The organism is Arthrobacter wenxiniae (genome assembly GCF_013376105.1).
In the GTDB taxonomy this organism is placed as follows: Bacteria; Actinomycetota; Actinomycetes; order Actinomycetales; family Micrococcaceae; genus Specibacter; species Specibacter wenxiniae.
This window is the reverse complement of the sequence record NZ_JAAMFM010000005.1, coordinates 148,217-164,520: the sequence shown is the minus strand read 5'-3', so window position 1 is coordinate 164,520 and position 16,304 is coordinate 148,217. Positions and strand designations below refer to the sequence as shown.

The window sequence follows — 16,304 nt, the reverse complement described above, 5'->3', positions numbered from 1 at the left end:
ACAAGGGCACCAATCTCATCATGGCACACCGGGGTACCGTGGAGGAGAAAGCGACAAGGGGCGATGACCATGGCTGCTTTGCCTAACAATTCCCGCGCTGCACGGGCGGAGGGTATCAAGGGCCCACTCTCGCCGAAACAAAACGGTGTGCTTGCCAAAGCCGCAGGTGCAGGTCAGGCAGAAGCCCGGCGCGTTCATGGACAACCTGAATGTTGAGACGAGGCTGCCAACTGACTGGTTCACCGACCATGGGATTGCCTTGGTCGAGTGACCACTGAGTCCCAGTGGTTACGCAATCGCAACCCCCAAAACGCCCCGCCTAACCGCCGGCAGCGGCCCCGTGCCGTAAAATTGCTCATTGGCCGTGTAACGTCACGTGCTGCCACAGTGGAGTTAGTCCACCGATTTGGGGGGGAATGCATGCCGGAGTTGGGATCCGTCCGGAAGCCGCGCAGAGGCTGGAAGATTGCAGGCGTCGCCGCATTTGTCCTGGCCATCGGAGCGGGCGGCGTCGGTGCGGCCACCGCCACGTCCTGGCTCCCGGAGAACCCTGCCAGCGCCACAGTACCCACGGTGGCAGCCCCCACCACGCCTCCCGCCACGCCCGTGGAACTTGCCCTCGAGCCCAAGCAGGGCACGGTGAGCTACAACCCGGCCGTGCCGGTCGTGGCCCAGGTCCAGGCCGGGACAATCCACAGCGCCATCCTGAAGGAAACCGAAACCGGCGCCACCACGGACGGTGAACTTTCGGACGGCGGCCGCAAGTGGGTCTCCGGCTCCGCGCTGGCCTTCAACACCGACTACACGTTCAGCGTCACCACCATGGATGACAACGGCACCCTGGAAACCCAGGCAAGCACCTTCTCCACGGTCCCGGCCGCCAATGAGGCCGACATGTGGATGTACCCGGCCAACGGCTCCACCGTGGGCGTGGCCCAGCCGCTCGAATTCCACTTCAGCGAACCGGTGGCCAACAAGGACGCCGTCGAGAAGGCCATCAGGATCACCTCCGCCACCGGGCAAAAGGGCGCGTTCCACTGGTACTCGGACACCATGGCCCGCTACCGCGCCGCGAGCTACTGGCCGGCCAACACCGCGCTGAAGGTTGACATCAAGCTGTTCGGCGTCGACTACGGCAACGGCCAAATCGGCAACTTCAACAAGACCAACACCATCAACATCGGCGACAAGGTCGTCATGGAGGCAGACGCCTCGGCCAAGGTCGTCCACATCTTCATCAACGACAAACTGGCCCGGACGTTCCTGGCCTCCATGGGCGACGAGCGCTTCCCCTCCGCAGCCGGCTTCCTGGTCCTCACGGCGGACAAGCAGCGCTTCGCCACGTTTGACGCCGCCACCATCGGCCTCAAGCCCGGGGACCCCGCCTACTACGGCAAGCTCAAGGTCGAATACGCCACGCGCCTGGCCAACAGCGGAATCTTCATCCACCTGGCCGCGCCCGTCGCCATCCCGTACCTGGGCAAGGTCAACCTCTCCCACGGCTGCATCGGCCTGGACCGCGAGGGCGCCTCCTGGGTGTTCAACAACATGAGGCCCGGCGACCTCGTCCACACGGTAGGCACGGGCCACCCCACCAACACCATCGCGCCCACGGACGGCTTCGGAGACTGGAATATCCCGTTCGCCCGGTACGCCAACAAGTAGCCCTCCGCCGCACCTCGGATCCGGTGCCGTAACATCGGGCTTATGATCACTGTTCTGCGCGTCCTCTGGGGGACCGCGCCGCTCGCCTTCTGGCTGGTGCTGATTGCCGGCCTCCACTACCTGGTGATGGCCTGGCGGCTAACCGTCATCGACATCAGGCACCAGCTGCTGCCCAACCGGATCGTGTTCCCCTCCGCCGCCATTGCCGGGGTGCTCCTGCTGTTGGCCAGCCTTTTCATGCATGACGCCGGGGCCGCCTTCCGCACCGTCCTGGGGGGTGTGGTGCTCTGGGCCGCCTACGTGGTTCTCAGGTTGGTGTACCCGGCCGGGATGGGTTACGGAGACGTGAAGCTGGCCTTTGTGCTCGGCCTGTACCTGGGCTTTGTCAGCTGGGGCGCGGTGCTGTGGGGGACTGTGCTGGCGTTCCTCTTGGGGGCACTGTGGGGGCTTGCGCTCATGATCCTGCGCCGCGGCACCGGCAAGACACAGATCCCGTTCGGGCCGTTCATGCTCGCCGGCGCGCTCGCCATGCTCGTGGGCTGAAGGCGCTCAGTCCGGGATCCGCAGCAGGTGCTGGTTGGGGCTGATGGCGTTGACGGCGGAAACGAAGATCGGACCAAGCTCCGCTCCCTCGGCGGCGCAGGTGGCGGTGGTCGCGTCCCCAAACGCGACCGTCACGATCAGCACGTGCTGGGCCTTGGCACTGTCGGCGACCTGCAGCAGCTTGTTGCACGCCACCGCCCCATCGGTGCTTCCGATGCCGCCCAGTGTGTCAATCGACGTGATTCCCGTGATGTTCTGTTCATTGGGCTGGCCGTCGGTCTCGAAGATGATCGCCTTGCGGGCCGCGACCGGGCGGGAGCCCCGGCCCTCCAGTCATGTAATCGCCGGGGGTCGAAAAGTCAAACTCCGCCGGCTAAAACTTTCAGTCCGCTTGCGTTTATCCGGGCATGACGGCGACGATGTGTCGTTCAACCCAATGGGGGCAGGATGCTTGAGAAACCGGAAGGGTCATGGGCCTCTGCAAACAAGGTGTTCTGCTCCCTGTCAACATGTAGCTGTTTGGTCATGGAACCGTGGGCACTCCCTCAGCGCTCCGCTGGTTCGCCATCCCAACCATCAGCGATTTTGCCGACTGTCACACTCGCGCCGGCAACCGGGGCATTCGTCAAGTTTTCTGGGGGCTGATGATGGCCAGGGCCAGATAAGCGCTAGACAGCGCCAGGGTGCCACGGGCGGCCCGCAGCAGGGGATCCCATCCGGTACCCAGGGTGCAGGCGCCGATGAGTAAGGACGCGGTGGTCCCGGGTCCGGGGGCGACTAGTGGGTTGGGCAGGAGACGGTGGTGAAGGTCGAAGGCTGCCAGGGGGACGTCGATTGCTGCGCATAACAGGTAGGCCAGCAGTTGTGGGGTGAATCCAAGGCGCCAGGGAAGCAGGGCGAATACGAGCGCGGTCAGCGGTTCATGGAGTGCGGGTCAGGTTTTAGTCTTTGACTGGTTGACGGATCCAGATGCCGATGCCCCGTCCGGCCAATTTGGTGGGCAGGAGGATCCAGGGTGGGGCGGTAGTCCAAGCTGTTGTGGCGGTGTTCATTTGACGAAGGTGTTGATGACGCCGATGGCCGCCGGGCCGAGCATGACGATGAAGAGGACTGGCAGGATGCAGAACATGAGGGGGAAGAGAACCTTGACGGGGATCTGCATGGCTTTTTCTTCGGCGCGTTGTCGGCGCTTGAGCCGCATTTCTGCGGCTTGGGTGCGTAGTACTCCGGAAATGGAGATGCCGTACATGTCGGCTTGGATGATGGACCGCACAAAGCGGCGCAGGTCGGTGACGCTGGTCCGTGCGGCGAGGTCGGTGTAGGCTTCCCGGCGGGACCGGCCAACCTGCATGTCTTGGAGGGTCCGGACGAGTTCCTCGGCCAAGGGGCCTTTGCCGTTGTAGGCGGCTCTGGACATGGCCGCTTCAAATCCCAACCCGGCTTCAACAGCGATCGTCATTTGATCCAGTGTGTCCGCAAGGCCTTTGGCGATCGCGGCCTGCCGCTCTGTACCTTGGCTGTAGAGAAGCAGGTCCGGCACGAAGTAGCAGAGCGTGATGGCGGCGGCGGCCAACAGGTAACGGCCCGCCCCAGCGGAGCCCGCCGCGTAGAGGATACCGAGGCAGGCGGCTGCCACGGCGAGGAGGAATTTCGTGGAGAGGACCTTCTTCATGGGCCATGCCGGGGGTCTTCCCGCACGAACGAGGAGCCTGTCCAGCCGGGCGATGAAACTGCCGGGAGTAAATCGTCTGGCCAGATCGGCGAAGGGATGTCCCCGGTCAGTTTCTACCGTTGCCGGGGATGGCAGGAGTCCCCGGGAAAGGTTCCGATGGGCTGCAGGGTCACGGTAGAACCTGGGGGAGAGGATTGACCAGCCCAGGACGGGTAGTGCCAGGGCGGTGGCCACGATGGCCAGGACGATGGTCAGGGACATGGGTTCATTCTCCGGTCAGAATTTGAAACTGATCACTTTGCGCAGCCAAAGCCCGCCGGCGACCAGAAGGATGGCAGCCGTTGCGACCATGGCGTAGCCGATGGGCCCGTCGAAGAGGGGGGTGAGGTAGCCGGGGGTGATCAGGACAAGGATGCCGCCGAGTCCGAAGGGCAGGATCATCAAAACGAGGGCCGAGATGCGGCCCTCGGCGCTGAGCGTTTGGATCTGGCGCCGGATCTGGTTGCGTTCACGGATGGTTTGGCCGACCTGGTCGAGGACTTCGGCGAGGTTCCCTCCGACCTCCCGGTGGATGGCAATGGCCTGGGCCACCCAGAGGAAGTCTTCGCTCTTCATGCGTTCGGCCGTGGCGTCCAGGGCTTGGCCCACGTCACGGCCGAGGCGGGTTTCATTGATGATACGGGCGAATTCCTCCGACGTCGGGGTTTCCGCTTCAGCGGACAGCGCATCAATGGCGCGCAACAGGCTGTGCCCGGCCCGAAGGCCGCTGGCCATGAGTTGAAGGGAGTCGTCGAGCTGGTCGTTGAAAGAGGCACGTCGGCGCCCGGCAAGGTAGCCGAGGAGAAATTTTGCGCCGAAGCCCCCTGTCGCGACGATGAACAGCGCCGTCAGCGGCCCGCCGATGGGGAGGAGGACCCCTGCAACGACAACGGTGGACGAGGCCACGATAATGATGAACTCGGCTGGCTTTAACCGGAGTCCGGCGGCTTCCAACGCGGCTGAGAGGGCAGGTGCCCCACGGATCTGGGTCAGTAGGTTTTCAATGACCCGCGTGGCAGTAGCGGTGAACCCGGCCAGAACGGAGGGCTGTTGCGAGGGGGAAACCGTCCGCTGGAGGGAGATTTTCGCACATGGCGGAAAAATGGCCAGGTAAACGGCGGCCAGCGCGGCGCAGCACAGCAGCAGCCCGAGGATTAGCAGGATCGGGGAATCCGCGGCCGGGCCCGTCGCGGTGACGCCCTGGCCCTCCAGGGGAAGGAAATCCGTGCTGGTGGTGCCTGCACCAAGCATCCCTCTCACCACCGACCCGGAGTGGAAGCCGCGCCGCCAAATACTTGGGGCGAGAGTTCGATGCCGAGTTCCTCAAAGCGGTCGGTGAAGCGCGGACGCACCCCGGTGGGTATGGGTTTGCCCAAGAACCGGCCGTTGTGGTCCAGTCCGGCGCTGTAGTCGAACACAAACGTATCCTGCAGGGTCACGATCTCTCCCTCCATGCCCTGGACCTCGGTGACATGGGTGACCCGACGCGTGCCGTCGCGCAGCCGGGTTAGCTGGACGATCACGTCCACGGCGGAGGCAATCTGTTCCCGCACCGCGCGCAGCGGCAGGTCCATCCCGGCCATCAGCACGAGGGTCTCCAGCCGGGAAATGGCGTCCCTCGGCGAGTTGGCGTGCACGGTGGACAGGGATCCGTCGTGGCCGGTGTTCATGGCCTGGAGCATGTCCAGGCTTTCCCCTCCGCGGCACTCTCCGACCACGATCCTATCCGGCCGCATTCGCAGGGAGTTGCGGACCAGGTCCCGGATGGTGATCTCGCCCTTGCCTTCAATGTTGCTCGGGCGGCTTTCCAGGGTGACGACGTGGTCCTGCTGTAGTTGCAGCTCCACGGCGTCTTCGATGGTGACGATGCGCTCGTCTGCGGGGATGAAGGAGGAGAGCACGTTCAGAAGCGTGGTCTTCCCGGTGCCGGTGCCACCAGAAACAATGATGTTCAGCCGGCCTTTGACGCAGGCGTCGAGCAGTTCGGCCATTTCGGGGGAGAGGGTACCGAAATCGATCAGATCGTTGACCTGGAACGGATCGGTGGCGAACTTACGGATGGTCAGTGAGGATCCGTGCACGGCCAGCGGCGGGATGACCGCGTTCACCCGTGAGCCGTCGGAGAGCCGAGCGTCCACCAATGGTGACGACTCATCGATCCGGCGCCCCACCTTGGAGACGATCCTTTCAATCACCCGGCGAAGATGCGCCTCGGAGGCAAACCGGACACCGGTCAGGGTCAGTTTGCCGTGGTGCTCGGCATAGATGCGTTGGTGTCCGTTGACCATGATTTCGGTGACGTCGTCGTCGTCGAGTAGGGGTTGCAGGGGGCCGTAACCGATGACATCGTCGGTCACTTCCTTGATCAGGCGTTTGCGTTCGTCCCTGCTTAGCAGGATCGCTTCCGCGTCGACCACCCGGACCAGTTCCTCATGGACCATTTCGTACAGGGATTCCTCGGTCAGGGAGGCATCGAGGAGACGGGCGCCCATCCGTTCAAAAAGCTCTTCACCGGCGCGTTGTTTGAGTTTCGCCAGGGCGTCGTGGGGTTCAGAGAGAACCGGTGCATTCATCTTTGACCGGGACGCAGGGGCAGGACCGTCCGCGGGAGGAGGGGGGACTGCCCTCTCGGAAGGGGGTGGGCCCAGTGTTTGTGGTTCCTGCGGGGGCTGGCCGGGCGGGGCGGGTGCGGTGCCGTGGGCGGCGGCCAGGCGTTCGGCGAGATTCATGGCATTCCCCTTCTGTGTCGGGCTTTGCTCAGGCGTTTGCGTTTCGGTGCGGGTGCCGGGATGAAACGTTCAACCAGCCGACGCAGTTCCTTGGTTGCCCGGTCCTTCGGGGTGCCTTGAAGCAGTGGTGTGCCCTGGTTGGTGGCCAGCCGGGCGGCACGGCTGAAAGGGATGACTATGTCGGCTTTGTGGCCCAGGGTCGTTTCGACGTCGGGCATGGACAGCCCGTCCCGGGGATCGGCACCGTTAAGGACGACGTGCCGGCTGGGAGGAACCATCCCGAGTTCCTTGAGAACGTCCAGTTCCCTGCGCAGGCCGCGGATACTGGGCACGTCCATGCCGGCGACAAAGACGTAGTCGGTGGATTTGTCCAAGGCGGCCAGGGTGTGGTCGGAGAGTCCGGCGCCGGTATCGATGACAACGTAACTGTACTGGCTGGCAAGCTGGTCAAGAAGGTGGCCGATGTTGGCGGCCGTTATCTGCGCCTCAGCGGCAGGGGAATCCGGGGCGCACAGGACATAAACACCCGTCGGGTGGGGGCTCAGGTACGACTTGAGGACCATGGTGTCCTGGGTTGCGGCCCCGCTCACGGCCTCTGCCACTGACTGCTCGGGCGCGATCTGCATCGCATTGGCGACGTCCCCGAATTGAAGGTCGAGGTCAACCAGGACGGTCGCATGCGGGGCGGAAGCCGCCAGCCCGACGGCAAGGTTTGTGGCCACAGTGGTCTTGCCGGCACCGCCCTTGGGGGAAAGGACCGAAATAACCCGGCCCTTCACGCCCGGATCGGCGGTACCTGGCAAGGCGGTAAAGGCCGAACGCCGGTCCGCGGCCGAACGGACGGCCCGATGCAGCAGCGCTGTGACATCGGTGGCCTCGGCGCCCGGGTCAAGGACATCACGGATACCGGCGCGCATGGCGGCCAGCACGATGTCCGCTCCGCCGGGATGGACCAGCAGGACGCTGACCTCGGGGTGGGAGTGGTCCAGGGCTGAGGCCAGGGACAGGGATTCCTCCATGGCAGTGCCGGGGCCCAGAATGACAACTTCGGGACGGCTGGTGTTGCGTTGGCCGGCGAAGAGGACTTCGGGTTGTCGGGGGAAAACAGGGTCATTCCAGTGGTGAATCTCACCGGCGAGTTCGCCTGTCGCAGCAGCGTCCAGGCGCCGGGCGAAGCCGGTGTCAGAGGTGATCAGCAGATACCTGCTCATTTGAAGACGCCGTCCCGGTTCAATACCCGGGCTCCGTTTTCCGAGGCTGTTGATGGTTCCCGGCTGAGCCAGATCTTGCCGTTTTCGGCTGCGTAGACGATTTTCTCCACATCGGGTGCGGTCCGGGCCAGGGTGACCAGGACCGTGCCTGCAGGGACGGCAGGCACGGAGCCGGCCTGCCCGTTTCCGGTGGACGGGGCATTGGCCGCCGGGACACCCTGGACTGTCAAGACGAGGACTTTCTGCATTTCCATATGGGTGACGGGCCCAACCGGACCCCCAGCCGGGCCTTGGCCAAAGGAAAAAAGGACACCGACGGTGTCACCGGGCGCGAGCTGGCCTCCGACCACCCGTTGGGGTTCAAGCTGGATGGTCACTTCCTGCATCCCGTCCGGCAGGGGGACTTGGCCTGCGTTCTTGTCCTTGAGTGAGTCCGGGTTGACGAATCGGCTGTTGAGCAACTGTTCACCTGGGAGAAGGTCTGTCGAGGGTACCCTTCCGGCCAGTTGGGACAGGTTGCTGATGGCACCGAGGGCGACGGCGTTGGCTGGCAGTGCCTGTTCGGCGACGAGCTGGGGCAGCTTATCTGCGGCGGTGCCGGCCGGAATGCGGGAGCGGACAATATAGACCTGCACGGCCTGGGCGCCCTTGAGGGCGCGCTGGTCCGCGTTGGCGACATAATTTGTCAGCACTGCCACCCCAATGACAGCCAACAGGACGGCAGCCACGGCGGCCAAGATCCGGACTTTCACGAAAAAGAAGCTCCTACTGGCTGAGGGAAACAAAAGAGGCATTTAGGGCGGGCCCGCCGAGCCGGGTCACAGACCAGTGCCGGGCACTGTCAAGGGTGACGAGTTGGCTAAAGTAGCCCCTGATGCCCGTACATTTGTCGCAGGCAGCCGAGGGGGATTGGGTGTAACTTCCGGGCCAGCTCCAGTCGGTGACATGGAAGGCGGCGAAGCCAGAGATGGAGTATGTAGCGTTCGTCCCCTGCCCTGATGCAACCGCGTAGACGGGAATCAGGATCGTCGTATTGACGATCGTGGACATGTTACAGGGGGGCCCGCTTTTACCGGGCTGGCTGCCCACCTCGGCGGTGAGGTCTACCACGGCCGCACAGGGACTGCTCTGATCGAGCCATCCGAATCCGCCCGGGACGACGTTTCCGGAGGCATCCGTACACGAACTGGTAGTCGTGATCCATAACACCTGCCCTGGCGGCGTCTGGTCATAAATGCAGCGCGGGGTGGTGAAGGGAAACACGGTGGCCGCCGCGGGGCTGCCCCAGCTCGCCGTGGCCCGGGCCGTGACGGTGCTCGTAGGAATCCCGAGAATGGCGCCGAACGTGTTGGTCAGGACGTGCTGCCCAGCCGCGGTCAGCGTGCCGGTGTTCACGGTGACGGTGTTGGCGGCCAGGTCAAGGGTAGCGGTGCCACTGGCGCTGCTGGTGTGGTTGTTCTGGCCCGCCAGGGCAGTCGCGGTGGCGTTCGGATCTCCGCAGTTCCCGGCGGCACAGTTTTGGGCTATGGCCAGGGCTGCGGCGTCGGCGCCGGTTTGGAGTTGGGTGCGTTCGAAGTAGATGCTGCCGGCATCGATGACCATTGCGGCGCAGCCAAGCAGAACGACCATGGACAGGGCCGTAATGATGGCCACGGCACCACGCTCTTGGCGCAGACGGCGGCGAAGAAGTGTTCTTATCCTCCGCATTGCATTGCGCTCTTTCCCGTGATGGTGATGCTGTTGCCGAACATTCCCGTGAGGAACGTCAGCGGATAGGTGGCCGTGACCGTGACAGTCAGGTTCGGCGTCCCGATTGTGTTAAGGCAGGAGGACGGATCCGCCCCATTCGTCAGCACCGAGATCTGCGCATCCGTCAGGGCAGGATTCAGCGACGGAGCCCCGGCACGGGCTGCTGCCTTGGCTGCCGTGGAATTGTTTTGGATTGCCATCACCCGGGCGCCTTCACGGGCGGCTCCGGTTAGTTCGATCTGCGTATTGTAAACGCGTCCGAATTCGATGATGCCGAACAACAGCAGCAACAGGACGGGAACGACGAGGGCGAACTCCACCGCCGCCGCGCCCTTCTCCGACTTGCACAGGCGGTCCAAGGCCACCCGCAACCTGGTGCGGGGCGCGGCGGCGCCCCGCACCGGATCGACATTCCAGAGACGATTCACCCCGGAACCGGCAATTCTGTCAGGCAGGTGCGTTGAAGGTTTTGGCCGCGAGTCCGCCGAAGAAGGTGCTCAGGGCAGGGCCGAAGAGGGTGATGCCGGCGACGAGGACGACGGCGATCAGGCCGACGAGCAGGGCATACTCAACGGCGGTCGCTCCGGTTTCCCCGCGGCGCAGGCGCTGCTGCAGGTTGAAGCCAAGGGTGTGGAGGGTGGCAAAGATCGAGACCATGGGGGTTGCTCCTGAAAAGTGAAGAGTAAAAGTGAAGAGTAGCAGCCCAGCGCTGGTACTCTGTGACAAATGTAACACGGGAAACGATCAAGTTGAATACCGAGTTACATGAATATTTGTGTTTTTATTTTCCTTCCTCTTCACTTCCATGTTCCATCTTCGGGGATAGGCGGGGCGGGGAGATTGTGGAGGGGACTTCTTTGTTGCGGACATATTGATGGACGGAGGTGTGCTTTGCTTGGCTGGCGACTTGCTCGAGCTTCACGCGGTGTTGACAGTTTCAGGGGCGCCTTCCTGCCGGGACTGTCCGGGGCCCGGGTCGCTGCCCCGTGGTGGGTCTACGTATGTCTGGCTCTGATCATGGGCGGATCAGGTGTGATTTTCGCGTATGACATTGGGTTTGGCGGCTATTCCGACTACTACGCCTCAGCTGCCCGGAGCATGTCCGGGAACTGGCGGGCCTTTTTCTTCGGCGCCTTCGACCCCTCGGCCACAATCACCTTGGATAAACTTGCGGGGTTCCTGGTGCCCCAGGCACTTGCGGTACGGGCCTTGGGCTTTAACCCCTGGGCCCTGGGCCTTCCCCAGGCGTTGGAGGGACAGGCCACCATCCTGGCCGCCTACGCGGTGATCCGCCGCTGGGCCGGGTTTCGGGCCGGCGTGTTCGGTGCTGCCGTGATGGCCACCACTCCACTTCTGGTGTCCATGTTCTCCCACCCAATGGAGGACGCGATGCTTACCCTGTGCACGACGCTGGCCGTGCTGGCCTGGCAGAAGTCGCTGGATACCGGCCGCACCGGCTATCTCTTCCTCAGTGCGGTGGCGGTGGGTCTGGGATTTCAGGCCAAAATGATGCAGGCCTGGCTGATTCTTCCTTCCCTGGCCGTCGTCTATATGATCCTGCAGAGGCACACAATGCTCAGGAAGGTTCGGGATCTGTGTGCTGCTGCCGTGCTGACTGTGGCCGTTTCACTGTCCTGGATGAGCGCCATCGCGCTCGTGCCCGCACCCGGCAGGCCCTTCATCGACGGCACCGTGGATAACAACATCTACTCCATGGTCTTTGGGTTCAATGGACTGAACCGCTACCTTCCCGGCCTTGTCCCGGGGGCTCTGGCGCCGGGTGCTGACGGGAAGGAAGTGGGAGGCGCAGGGGATGTCGGTCCTGGACAGGGGTGGCTGGTTCACAGTCCGCTTAAGCTGTTCCTTCCGTACTATTCCACCCAGATCGGATGGCTGTACCCGCTGGCGCTGGCGGGCCTGGTTCTGGGCGTCCTTTACCTGCGCCGGAACCTTCTTCCCGTTCCTGCGGCCCGAAAGTTGAAGTCCGGGCTGCTGGTGAGTGCGGGCCTGCTGCTGACGGAGGGGACGCTCATGGGTGTCACCGCCATACCTCACCCCGTGTATCTGGCCAGCCTCGCACTGCCGATCGCTGCGCTGGCCGCCATTGGTGGCGGACTGCTATGGAGGAGTTTGGTGTTGCCGGGCAGCAGAGCCAGGTACGCCCTGTCCCTGTACTTGCTGATCCAGACGCTCTGGACCATCGCAATCATCGAGTCTTCAGGAGACTGGGGCCTTGCTCCGTGGCTGCTGCCCGTCATTGGAGCGGCTGGCTTCGGCAGTAGCCTGTTCTCTTTTGTCGGAGCCAACCGCACGGCGACGCTCGGCCGCGGGCACACCTTGGAGGTATTGGCCGTGTTCGCCGTTGGCGTGGTTCTGGCAGGCCCAGTGCTCTGGTCGCTGTCCACCCTTGATCCCAGCTTCAATGGCAGCGCGAACGATGCCTACGCCGGGCCCCGACCGGCGACACTCGACCAGGCATCGATCGACCCCCTCCACCCCGGGATCTATGGTCCGGGCCTGAACTCCGACCGAAGGATACTGGACCTCGCGGCGGCGGGATCCGACATGTACCGCTTTGCCAGGCTCAACACACACGTTCCTGGCGGCTTCATTCTGGCCACAGATTCCTGGCGCACCAGCGCACCCCTCATTATGGAAGGAGGAAACCGCCTCCTGACAGTGGGCGGCTACTCATCCACGGCACCAAACGTTAACCCGCAGCAAATCGCCCGACTGGTCGCGGCGGGGTCCTTGCGATTTCTCCTGCTGACGGCTGGCTCCCGGCAGGTCGATTCACGGTCCGGCAACGTGAACGGCATCCGTGCCTGGGTCGGGGCGAATTGCAGCACGGTCCCCGAAAGCCAATATATGCCTCCGCGAAACGGCCCGGAACGCCCCGCAGCCGGCACTTACGTCCTTTTCGACTGCAGGCCGCACACGGGCGTTGCCAAGGGGCAGGGACCTCATCCCGCGGCCCCTGCCTCAAGTACCCTTAATCCACCCAGATAGGAACACGCGTGGACCGGCGGCCGTTCAGGGCGGCAGGCTTGGCCGTGCGTATCCAAGCATGCCAACGGACAGGAGCCCAAGGGCAGCCCTTCAGGAGTGGGGGAGGCCAGGGAAAGTGCTGTGTTCCACTCGGAAATTACGTTGGTTCTTTCCCCGGTTTCCGTGTGGATTCCGCGGAAAGGGCCTTTGTTGCACCAATATTTGAAGCCACTAAATTTTTTTGAAAAGCTCTGTTTGCGGCCACAAGAAATTACCGACGGGCGGCCAAGGGGATTGCGGCGATCATGCGCCTTATGGCCACGAAGGGTGCCCGCCTGCGGCCACGTTGATCGTTGCCAGTTCCTCCATCGAAGTTCCCGGAGCACCCGCGCCTGGGTGCGTGTGCCGGTAGTGGTTTGAGGTTCGACGTCGTGTCGTGACGGAATTCGTCAGTTCCGGGCCGGGCCGGCGCCGGTTTGTGGGTCCGTGGATGTCGTTGTGGTGCCTTGGCCTCTCCCGGCGGCACCTGACGGGCGCTGCAGAGGCTGTGGTGGCTGCTTTTTCTGGTTCCTTTCTCTCTCAGGTGGCCTGGTGGGTGCGGTAGGTGTGGAGTTTGAGGCCTTGCGCCGGACGTAAATCTTCTTGCCCTTTTTGGTTCTCAGTTTCCGGGCCATGCGCTCGCCCGGGGTGGCGTTGGCCGGGATCCGGCCCCGCGGGGAGTCAGGGATAGGGGCGGTGTGTTTCATGCGGCGGGCGGAGATGAAGAACTCCGTCGCATGCTCCGCTTCCACGTCCTTGACGTGTTCGAGGTTGGCTGCCGGGCAGAACCCGGCATCGGCGCTCCAGGTCTTGGGCGTCCCCCCGACCGTGTCCATGGCGCGCTTGATTATCGGTTCGAGTTGCTGGATGTCGATGGCAACATTGTTCAGCTCGGTGGCGTTGATGACCTGGTGGTCGGCATCAACGACGCCCTGGCCGGTGCAGGCGTGGTGGTTGGAACCGTCCGCGGTCTTCATGATCCGCGCGTCCGGGTCCGTGAAGTTCCGTTGCGCGATGGGCTGGTGCGGGTTCCCTTCTCGGTCGTGACGGTCACTGCGGCGTCCATGCACTGCCGCGTCCATGCCCCGCACCGGCAGCCCTGCCTGTCTTGGCTCGGATCAGGAAATCAGATCCCGTGGCGGCGACTCTTGCGAAGAATTTGTGGGTGGCAAAGTTCCGGTCGCCGAGCAGCACCATGCCATCGCACAGGCACGAGATGGCTTGATGGGCGTAGCTCAGCTCACCCACCGCATCGGCACCGAACGCAATCGGCACCGAACGCTGCATCAAGGATCGAGCGGGTACCGGCCGTGAGGATGGCTACCGTCCGGATCATCGGATACCCCGGCACACCGTTCGGCCTGGTGTGTTTTGAGGAACCGGACCTGGGCCGCTTCAGTGCCGGCTTCGGCCAACTGCGTGCCGTCAATGGCCGCGACCAGCCTTCCGGCAAGCCGTGTCACCTGGTGCGCTCCGGCCCCCGCGGGCCCCTTGACGAGGGTGAACAGTTCGCGCAACGGCGCATCGCCTCACGCAATGTCGCTGCCGAAGGGCTTCACCGGCTCCGGCAACCCGGCGGGAGTGGACCCGCTTCCAGCCCTGATCGGCGAACGGGACCACACACGTCAACTCGCCCAAATGCCCGGGCGCAAAGACCCCCGAATCGTGATTGATGGCAGAATCACGCCTGGTGGCTCCCGTTCGGGTAGATCAGTCCTGGCGGACCGAACTACCCGAACAGGAGCCACACCCAATTCCCCCCAAGACACGCCGACCTGACACCAAACGCCACACCTCAACCGAACGGCAGTGGGGCTAAGCCTCGTGCAGCTGCAACGGCTGTTGTAGACCCGCAGAAGCGTTATAGTCATCGTCGGCAACGCAGCTCAGTGTCTCGTTGAGCTGTTCCAGGAGGGAACGGAGTACATCGACACTGGGCGCCGGAACATTGATGAGAGTCTGACAAACCACGGCATCGAACTGCTCGTAGACCCACTGGACCGACTGCAGCCCGGCAGGGGTGAGATGGATGAGAAGTCCACGCCGGTCCTCCGGGTTTCGTTCGCGCCTGAGCAAACCGGCCTTTTCCCCCCGATCCAGCAAAGCTGTCATGGTACCCGAGGAGACGCCCATCAGCGCCGATAATTCTTTAGGCGCCATGGGACCGCCGTTATGGAGATGCCCCAGTGCCACAAGGTCGCTGGACCCCACCTGGAGTTCCTTCGCACGAAGGTTCCTGAACTGTTCCCCGCAAATGATGAGACGCCGCAATTCGCCGGCCAGTTCTTCGACGGGATTGATCGGAGCCCCCTCATCATCACCCACCACCACGGTCAGTGCCATGTTCATCTCCTGATCCATCGATTGCCAAGCCATACGTTATTCGTCTAACTTTATCAGCGGTACACCAATCCTTGCGAATATCGCCTGCGAATTGGGGAAAAATTGGGGAAAAATGAAGGTATTAATCAAAGTTATCAAACGGTAAATCAAAAAATATCGTGAAATTAGTTTGGCCAAAACAACCCGCCCAGCGATTTGGATTCTCTTTCCTCGCAATCCGGCGCAAGTCGGAAGTGCGTCCTTCCATCGGAGCCCGCCAGCTTGAAGCAGTGGGTGGGCTCAATGGTCCTTATCGAGTGCCTCAGGAGTCCATCCCGCCCGTATGCCGGCAACCAGCCGGAGGGCATGGCCGTGTTCTTGGCGAAATCATGGTGGCTGCCAGATTCAGGGCACATGAGATCAAGGTTTAAAAAAGGAACCCCAACAAGAAAAAAACCCCGAGAACCCAACGAACACCCAAGCCCGCCACCCAAGCGCACCCGGATTCCGAGTACTCGGCAGGACTACTTGCTTCCCACCCCATGGCCCTCAAGGCGTGCCCGCAGGTGCGCAGCCTGCTCTTCCGCGGCGGAAAGCCGGGCGAATTCGCGGCTGCGGCGCTCGGACATCAAGGCCGCCAGGAAAACCTCCGCGGGAGTGCCGGCCGGCGGCAGCGGCGCCACAAAGGCGGCGGCCTCCTCCGCCAGCGCAACACCCATCGAAGCACGCGAAGTGGCCGCCATCCGCGCGCCCTGGCGCAGGTAGACGGATATCCGCCGGGCCAGCGGATCCGGCAGCCGGCCGATGTCGGCCAGCGATGCCCAGGACTCCAAGGCCGGGACGGTGTGGACCTGCAGCGGCCCGGCGGAGGGGGCGCGGTCCCTGATGGCATACGTGCCGGCCATCATGTCGCCCAGCCGCTTCGACTTGCCGTTGAAGAGGCACACCAAAAACGCCACGGAGCCCAGGGACAGGTAAATCTCAAACACCGCCAGGAGGCCACGGACCAAGGCCTGCCGGAAGCGGATGGAGCCTCCGTCGTCGCGCACTATCCGCAGCCCCATGACCAGCTTGCCCACGGACTTGCCGCGCGTCAGGGTCTCCACGGCGATGGGCAGCGCCACCACAATCCCCACCAGCGTCACCAGGATGACAGTGCGGGCCGCGGCCCCGTCCAGGAGGTCCGGCACGGCGCCCATGACAAACATGGCGCCGATGATCAGCGCAATGGTCACCAGGACGTCGATGGCGGACCCCAGCGACCGGGCGGCAAAGGACGCCGGGCGGAGCTCCAGGACAACGGCCTCGCCGGTGATGATCGCGGACATGAAACCAGTCTAGTAAGGC

Annotated in this window: 16 protein-coding genes; 3 read left to right on the top strand and 13 right to left on the bottom strand. The window is 63.5% G+C overall.

Annotated features, from left to right (window positions below; translation table 11 throughout):
- Positions 1–420: 420 nt before the first annotated feature.
- Together G6034_RS05895 and G6034_RS05890 are read left to right on the top strand one after the other, a co-directional pair.
- Entirely contained in the window at positions 421–1,665 is a 1,245-nt protein-coding gene (locus tag G6034_RS05895; protein WP_176634169.1) for a L,D-transpeptidase, read from the top strand.
- A 42-nt stretch (positions 1,666–1,707) separates the two neighbouring features.
- Positions 1,708–2,208 carry a prepilin peptidase gene (locus tag G6034_RS05890; RefSeq protein ID WP_176634168.1) on the top strand — a complete coding sequence of 167 codons (501 nt, stop codon included), beginning with the start codon at positions 1,708–1,710 and terminating at the stop codon, positions 2,206–2,208.
- A 6-nt stretch (positions 2,209–2,214) separates the two neighbouring features.
- On the opposite strand, the gene G6034_RS05885 is transcribed toward G6034_RS05890, so the two are convergent.
- From G6034_RS05885 to G6034_RS05845, 9 genes are all read right to left on the bottom strand, one after another.
- Positions 2,215–2,403 (bottom strand): hypothetical protein, encoded by a 189-nt coding sequence (locus G6034_RS05885; RefSeq protein WP_176634167.1) that lies wholly within the window; start codon positions 2,401–2,403, stop codon positions 2,215–2,217.
- Positions 2,404–3,256: 853 nt separating this feature from the next.
- Positions 3,257–3,880: a type II secretion system F family protein gene (locus G6034_RS05880; RefSeq protein ID WP_343037948.1), complete on the bottom strand. Its 624-nt coding sequence runs from the start codon at positions 3,878–3,880 to the stop codon at positions 3,257–3,259.
- Positions 3,881–4,156: 276 nt separating this feature from the next.
- Positions 4,157–5,170: a type II secretion system F family protein gene (locus tag G6034_RS05875; protein WP_176634165.1), complete on the bottom strand. Its 1,014-nt coding sequence runs from the start codon at positions 5,168–5,170 to the stop codon at positions 4,157–4,159.
- Between the two features lie 5 nt (positions 5,171–5,175).
- Entirely contained in the window at positions 5,176–6,648 is a 1,473-nt protein-coding gene (locus tag G6034_RS05870) for a TadA family conjugal transfer-associated ATPase (RefSeq protein WP_176634164.1), read from the bottom strand.
- The gene (locus G6034_RS05865; RefSeq protein WP_176634163.1) at positions 6,645–7,859 is read right to left on the bottom strand and encodes a CpaE/TadZ family protein; all 1,215 of its coding nucleotides are present in this window, start codon (positions 7,857–7,859) and stop codon (positions 6,645–6,647) included. Before G6034_RS05865 ends, G6034_RS05870 begins: the two co-directional genes overlap by 4 nt.
- Positions 7,856–8,611, bottom strand: coding sequence for a Flp pilus assembly protein CpaB (gene cpaB / locus G6034_RS05860; protein WP_176634162.1), 756 nt, complete (start codon positions 8,609–8,611; stop codon positions 7,856–7,858). The genes G6034_RS05865 and cpaB overlap by 4 nt, the downstream gene beginning before the upstream one ends.
- Positions 8,612–8,624: 13 nt before the next feature.
- On the bottom strand, positions 8,625–9,512 hold the full coding sequence (locus tag G6034_RS05855) for a pilus assembly protein TadG-related protein (protein WP_176634161.1): 888 nt from the start codon (positions 9,510–9,512) through the stop codon (positions 8,625–8,627).
- A gap of 41 nt (positions 9,513–9,553) precedes the next feature.
- The gene (locus G6034_RS05850; RefSeq protein WP_343037947.1) at positions 9,554–10,036 is read right to left on the bottom strand and encodes a TadE/TadG family type IV pilus assembly protein; all 483 of its coding nucleotides are present in this window, start codon (positions 10,034–10,036) and stop codon (positions 9,554–9,556) included.
- Positions 10,037–10,055: 19 nt separating this feature from the next.
- Positions 10,056–10,265, bottom strand: a complete 210-nt coding sequence (locus G6034_RS05845) for a Flp family type IVb pilin (RefSeq protein WP_176634160.1) — start codon at positions 10,263–10,265, stop codon at positions 10,056–10,058.
- 360 nt (positions 10,266–10,625) lie between these two features.
- On the opposite strand from G6034_RS05845, the gene G6034_RS05840 reads away from it, so the two are divergent.
- Positions 10,626–12,617, top strand: coding sequence for an ArnT family glycosyltransferase (locus tag G6034_RS05840; RefSeq protein WP_176634159.1), 1,992 nt, complete (start codon positions 10,626–10,628; stop codon positions 12,615–12,617).
- A gap of 428 nt (positions 12,618–13,045) precedes the next feature.
- Here G6034_RS05840 and G6034_RS05835 read toward each other — a convergent pair whose 3' ends face one another.
- The 4 genes from G6034_RS05835 to G6034_RS05820 all read right to left on the bottom strand — a co-directional run bounded on the left by G6034_RS05835 (position 13,046) and on the right by G6034_RS05820 (position 16,285).
- A complete protein-coding gene (locus tag G6034_RS05835) occupies positions 13,046–13,612 on the bottom strand; it encodes a hypothetical protein (RefSeq protein WP_176634158.1) in 567 nt (188 codons plus the stop codon).
- Positions 13,613–13,685: 73 nt separating this feature from the next.
- Entirely contained in the window at positions 13,686–13,922 is a 237-nt protein-coding gene (locus tag G6034_RS05830) for a hypothetical protein (RefSeq protein WP_218063621.1), read from the bottom strand.
- A 528-nt stretch (positions 13,923–14,450) separates the two neighbouring features.
- Complete coding sequence (locus G6034_RS05825; protein WP_218063619.1) at positions 14,451–14,984, bottom strand: MarR family winged helix-turn-helix transcriptional regulator; 534 nt, start codon at positions 14,982–14,984, stop codon at positions 14,451–14,453.
- A 497-nt stretch (positions 14,985–15,481) separates the two neighbouring features.
- Entirely contained in the window at positions 15,482–16,285 is an 804-nt protein-coding gene (locus G6034_RS05820; protein ID WP_176634155.1) for an RDD family protein, read from the bottom strand.
- Positions 16,286–16,304: the final 19 nt, after the last annotated feature.

What these genes read in the sequence shown, in the direction of transcription:
- G6034_RS05825 (WP_218063619.1), bottom strand. Translation starts at nt 14,984, where the DNA reads ATGAACATGGCACTGACCGTGGTGGTGGGTGATGATGAGGGGGCTCCG.
- G6034_RS05890 (WP_176634168.1), top strand. Translation starts at nt 1,708, where the DNA reads ATGATCACTGTTCTGCGCGTCCTCTGGGGGACCGCGCCGCTCGCCTTC.
- G6034_RS05840 (WP_176634159.1), top strand. Translation starts at nt 10,626, where the DNA reads ATGGGCGGATCAGGTGTGATTTTCGCGTATGACATTGGGTTTGGCGGC.
- G6034_RS05845 (WP_176634160.1), bottom strand. Translation starts at nt 10,265, where the DNA reads ATGGTCTCGATCTTTGCCACCCTCCACACCCTTGGCTTCAACCTGCAG.
- G6034_RS05830 (WP_218063621.1), bottom strand. Translation starts at nt 13,922, where the DNA reads ATGCAGCGTTCGGTGCCGATTGCGTTCGGTGCCGATGCGGTGGGTGAG.
- G6034_RS05880 (WP_343037948.1), bottom strand. Translation starts at nt 3,880, where the DNA reads ATGAAGAAGGTCCTCTCCACGAAATTCCTCCTCGCCGTGGCAGCCGCC.
- G6034_RS05870 (WP_176634164.1), bottom strand. Translation starts at nt 6,648, where the DNA reads ATGAATCTCGCCGAACGCCTGGCCGCCGCCCACGGCACCGCACCCGCC.
- G6034_RS05865 (WP_176634163.1), bottom strand. Translation starts at nt 7,859, where the DNA reads ATGAGCAGGTATCTGCTGATCACCTCTGACACCGGCTTCGCCCGGCGC.
- G6034_RS05895 (WP_176634169.1), top strand. Translation starts at nt 421, where the DNA reads ATGCCGGAGTTGGGATCCGTCCGGAAGCCGCGCAGAGGCTGGAAGATT.
- G6034_RS05820 (WP_176634155.1), bottom strand. Translation starts at nt 16,285, where the DNA reads ATGTCCGCGATCATCACCGGCGAGGCCGTTGTCCTGGAGCTCCGCCCG.
- G6034_RS05875 (WP_176634165.1), bottom strand. Translation starts at nt 5,170, where the DNA reads ATGCTTGGTGCAGGCACCACCAGCACGGATTTCCTTCCCCTGGAGGGC.
- G6034_RS05835 (WP_176634158.1), bottom strand. Translation starts at nt 13,612, where the DNA reads ATGAAGACCGCGGACGGTTCCAACCACCACGCCTGCACCGGCCAGGGC.